Genomic DNA, 4,726 nt, shown 5'->3' with positions numbered 1-4,726 from the left:
ATAGGCATGCAATTAACATAACCTACGAAAATCCGTAACACCACCTACAAGCGGCAGTTCAAAACCTAAACTCTGGTTTACTCTCTACTTAAATTCCGGTACTGCAGTGGTGTCATCTCAAATGTTTTCTTAAAGGTTCTGTTAAAATGCTCCACATTCTGATAACCAACCGCATAGGAAATATTCTCAACTGTCATGTTGCCATTTTTCAACAACGTCTTGGCACGTTTCATTCTGGTGTGTGCAACGTGTTCTCCAAATGTTTTACCGGATTTATCTTTAATATATTTGGAAATGTATGGTTCTGACAGATGGAACTGTTCTGCCATATTCTCTAATGTTACAGTCTGATAATTTGTCTGGATATAATTTAACATGGAAACCAGACGGTCATCCTGATGATTGTCATCTTTGGTCATCTCCGGAAGTTTGTTGACTGCTACCACAAGCGCATGGATAGACGCCTTGATGATATCCTCATCCATGCCTGCGCCCCAGTAATTCTTTCCGTCGTGGGTGATACCAACATAAGCCATCGCCTTGGAGGATGAACCATGGGACAATGCATGCTCCTCATAAGTGGACAGTTCATAAGTAATTCCAAAATACTGCTTAATCGTGTTACTGATCGCATCCAGACGTCCATTTCCATTAGCATCTACAATCGTCTTTTTCTCTCCATACTGAATCGTTGCCTCTGCCATAATGCCATCATCCTGACGGAAATGACACTCGGAAATCTGGAAGTATGGAGTATAATGAATGTAATTGTCCTCGAAAATCTCGTAAACCCACTGTGGAGACAACTCTTTGTGTTCCTCGTCGGATACCTGTTTCACAGCGTAACCAACTTCCTCGCGCATCTTCTCCGGCACGGAAATAGAAAAGTTCTGTTTCAGTATGTAACTGATTCCACCCTTACCGGACTGGCTGTTGATACGGATAACATCGGAATCGTACGTTCTGCCAACATCCACCGGATCGATTGGAAGATATGGAACTGTCCATGTGTTAAGCTTCTTCTCTTCTCTCCACGCCATACCTTTGGCGATCGCATCCTGATGAGAACCGGAAAATGCAGAGAATACCAGATTACCAGCATACGGCTGACGGTCATTTACCTGCATTCTGGTCAGACGCTCATACACTTCGCGGATATGTGGCATATTGGAAAAATCGAGCTGCGGATCAATTCCATAGGAATACATGTTCATTGCGACTGTGATGATATCCACGTTACCGGTACGCTCTCCGTTTCCAAATAAGGTTCCCTCAATCCGGTCTGCTCCAGCAAGCAGTCCAAGTTCTGCATCGCTGACGCCGCATCCTCTGTCGTTGTGTGGATGAAGGCTTAAAACAACATTGTCACGATATTTCAAATTTTTACTTACATACTCGATCTGGGTTGCGAACACATGCGGCATTGCTGTTTCTACAGTAGCCGGAATGTTGATGATCGCCTTATTCTGTGCAGATGGCTGCCATACATCAAGTACCGCATTACATACTTCCACTGCATAATCCACTTCTGTGCCGTGGAAACTTTCAGGACTGTACTCGAAAGAGAAATCCCCCTCTGTCTCGTCTGCCAGTTTTTTCAGCAATTCTGCGCCATCGACTGCAAGCTGTTTGATCTGCTCTTTGCTCTTTTTAAATACCTGTTCGCGCTGTGCCACAGAAGTAGAATTGTAAAGGTGAATGACTGCATGCGGCGCACCCTTGACCGCCTCAAATGTTTTCTTAATAATATGTTCTCTCGCCTGTGTCAAAACCTGTACGGTCACATCATCCGGGATCATATCACGCTCGATCAATGTTCTCATGAAAATAAATTCTGTCTCAGAAGCTGCCGGGAAACCAACCTCAATTTCCTTGAATCCGATATCCACTAACATCTGGAAAAATTCAAGCTTTTCGTCCAGACTCATTGGCTCGATCAAAGCCTGATTTCCATCACGAAGATCGACGGAACACCAGATTGGTGCTTTTTCAATATGGTCTTTTTTTGCCCAGTCATACTCACAGACCGGCGGCATAAAATATTGTCTTTCATATTTGTTTACGTTTTTCATTTTCAAATTTCCTTTCCTTATTAAAACCCAGCAAAAAACCTCTACGATTCATCCGAATCATAGAGGCGAAACTAATGCGGCATCTTATATGTCATATTAAATATTTGCTTCTCTTCATCGTTTCATTTATCACAAAGAAAGAACCTTATATTCTGATCATCTGCACAATAAATGTACAAATCTCTGGAAGCATTACCGCAATTCTTTCTTTGCATAAAATACATCAACAAATCTGATGTAATCTTAACACGGTGATAGAAAGAATGAAATGATTAAATTTAATCTCTTTCATTGATGTTTTTTATCACAAAAATCAAATTACATAATCCGAGCACTCCTTCATCTCATAGTCTACGAGATCCTGCAATGTCATATGATCTACCACGTCATTGATTGCTTCGTTCATCTTCTGCCATACAAGAATTGTTGCGCAGTCATGGATTTTTTCACAGGTATTCTCTTCTTCCACGCATGCTACCGGCGCAAGACTTCCCTCTGTCAGTCTGAGAATCATGCCTATTGTATATTCCTCAGGCTTTTTGGTTAATATGTATCCTCCCTGCGCACCACGGATGCTCTTCACGTATTTTGCCTTATTCAAAACAGAGATAATCTGCTCTAAGTATTTATCCGAAATCCCCTGTCTTCTTGCAATATCTTTCAGACTAATCGGTTCTCCGGTATTATTCACTGCAAGATCCAGCATTAATCTTAATGCATATCTGCCTTTTGTTGATACTTTCATAATATATTCCTTCCCGATAAAATTTGTCATTAAAAAAACAAATTTGCACTGTAAAATCATTATATTCAGTATATTCCTCTATTCATACTATGTCAATAGGAATTAAACTGTATCCCTTATGTATTGCCTAAAAAACAAGTTGTCAAAAAATTAACAAGTGTATTTCCTTGAAATAGGTATTGCACAGTGCTAAAATTTTAACTTGCGTGTTTATAGTTTTTTTATAATTATTTTATATATTTTTTACTGAAAGGATAAATCATCACATGAATGAACTAAGACCAAAACTTTTTGATGTTATGAAAGGTTACACCAAAGAGCAGCTCATCAAAGATATTATTTCCGGTATCATTGTTGCGATCATCGCTCTTCCACTATCCATCGCACTAGCAATCGCATCCGGTGTAGGACCTGAACAGGGACTTTACACTGCCATTATCGCCGGATTTTTTATTTCTTTCTTCGGCGGAAGCCGCGTCCAGATTGGTGGACCAACCGCAGCTTTTGTTGTGATTATCTACGGAATTGTAGAACAGTACGGAACTGACGGACTGATCGTTGCTACGATCCTTGCAGGAATCATCCTTGTGATTATGGGAATCTGCCGTTTTGGCTCCCTGATCAAATACATTCCTTATACCATTACTACTGGTTTCACCTGTGGTATCGCGGTAACTTTATTTGTCGGACAGTTGAAAGATTTCTTCGGTCTTGAAATTGCTTCGGTTCCTTCCGAGTTTTTAAACAAAGTCATTGCTTATGTACAAAATATCAGCACGATCAACCTCACCTCTACAATCATCGGTGTTGTTGCCATTATCATTATGCTGTTCTGGCCAAAAGTAACAGACAAAATTCCAGGTTCCCTGATCGCAATTATTATCACAACTGCAATCGTATATTTTGCAAAACTCCCGGTAAATACAATTGGCAGTGTTTACGGTGAATTAAATTCCGCATTTCCAACCTTCCATGCACCTGCTCTTTCCATGAAGCTTGTGCAGGAAATGATTTCACCTGCATTTACAATTGCCATCCTCGCCGGTATTGAATCCCTGCTTTCCGCAGTCGTATCTGACGGTATGATCGGTGACACACACAAATCTAATGCCGAGCTGATTGGGCAGGGACTTGGAAATATCTTTTCCGGACTTTTCGGCGGTATTCCTGCCACTGGCGCAATCGCAAGAACTGCTGCCAATGTCCGTAACGGTGGTCGTACTCCAATTGCCGGTATTGTGCACTGTATCACCTTAACGATCATTCTTCTGGTTTTGATGCCGCTTGCTGCATTGATCCCAATGACCACTTTAGCCGCTGTTCTTCTTGTGGTTGCCGCAAATATGGCGGACTGGACTTCTTTCTTCCGCCTTTGCAAAACTGCACCAAAGAGTGACATCATCGTTCTAGTTGCGACCTTTTTCTTAACGGTATTTTTTGATCTGGTAGTTGCAATTGAAATCGGTGTTGTACTTGCTGCATTATTATTTATGAAACGTATGGCGGAAACCGCCGATATCAAAGCATGGAAATACACCGACTCCCCTGACATCACTCCGGGTGAGGCAGAAAAACTCCGTGATATTCCACACTCCATCAGCGTATTTGAAATCTGTGGTCCAATGTTCTTTGCTGCTGCCGACCAGATTGTAAATATCAACAGCCATCACCACACCAAGGTTGTTGTCATCCGTATGAGAAGTGTTCCTGCAATCGATGCAAGTGCTATGCATTCCTTACACGAACTCGCCGACCGTGCAAAACGCAAAAATATCACACTGGTATTCTCACACGTAAATGAACAGCCTATGCATGTTATGGAAAAAGATGGGTTTGTGGAACTTATCGGAAAAGAAAATTTCCATGAAAACATTGTTGATGCTCTCGATTACGCAGAGCAGCTTGTGAA

The 4,726-nt window shown here is 41.5% G+C and carries 3 protein-coding genes; 1 reads left to right on the top strand and 2 read right to left on the bottom strand.

Features of this window, described 5'->3' with window-relative positions:
• Positions 1-77: 77 nt before the first annotated feature.
• A complete protein-coding gene (locus tag ROSEINA2194_RS03470) occupies positions 78-2,072 on the bottom strand; it encodes a 2-isopropylmalate synthase (RefSeq protein ID WP_007883440.1) in 1,995 nt (664 codons plus the stop codon).
• A gap of 313 nt (positions 2,073-2,385) precedes the next feature.
• Positions 2,386-2,817, bottom strand: a complete 432-nt coding sequence (locus ROSEINA2194_RS03465) for an RrF2 family transcriptional regulator (RefSeq protein ID WP_044927116.1) — start codon at positions 2,815-2,817, stop codon at positions 2,386-2,388.
• 266 nt (positions 2,818-3,083) lie between these two features.
• Here ROSEINA2194_RS03465 and ROSEINA2194_RS03460 point away from each other — a divergent pair.
• On the top strand, positions 3,084-4,726 hold a 1,643-nt coding region (locus ROSEINA2194_RS03460; RefSeq protein WP_007883435.1), incomplete at its 3' end, for a SulP family inorganic anion transporter.

This window comes from Roseburia inulinivorans DSM 16841, assembly GCF_000174195.1.
Classification (GTDB): Bacteria; Bacillota; Clostridia; order Lachnospirales; family Lachnospiraceae; genus Roseburia; species Roseburia inulinivorans.
The sequence above is the reverse complement of the archived record's forward strand: the minus strand, read 5'-3'. Positions and strand labels throughout refer to the sequence as shown.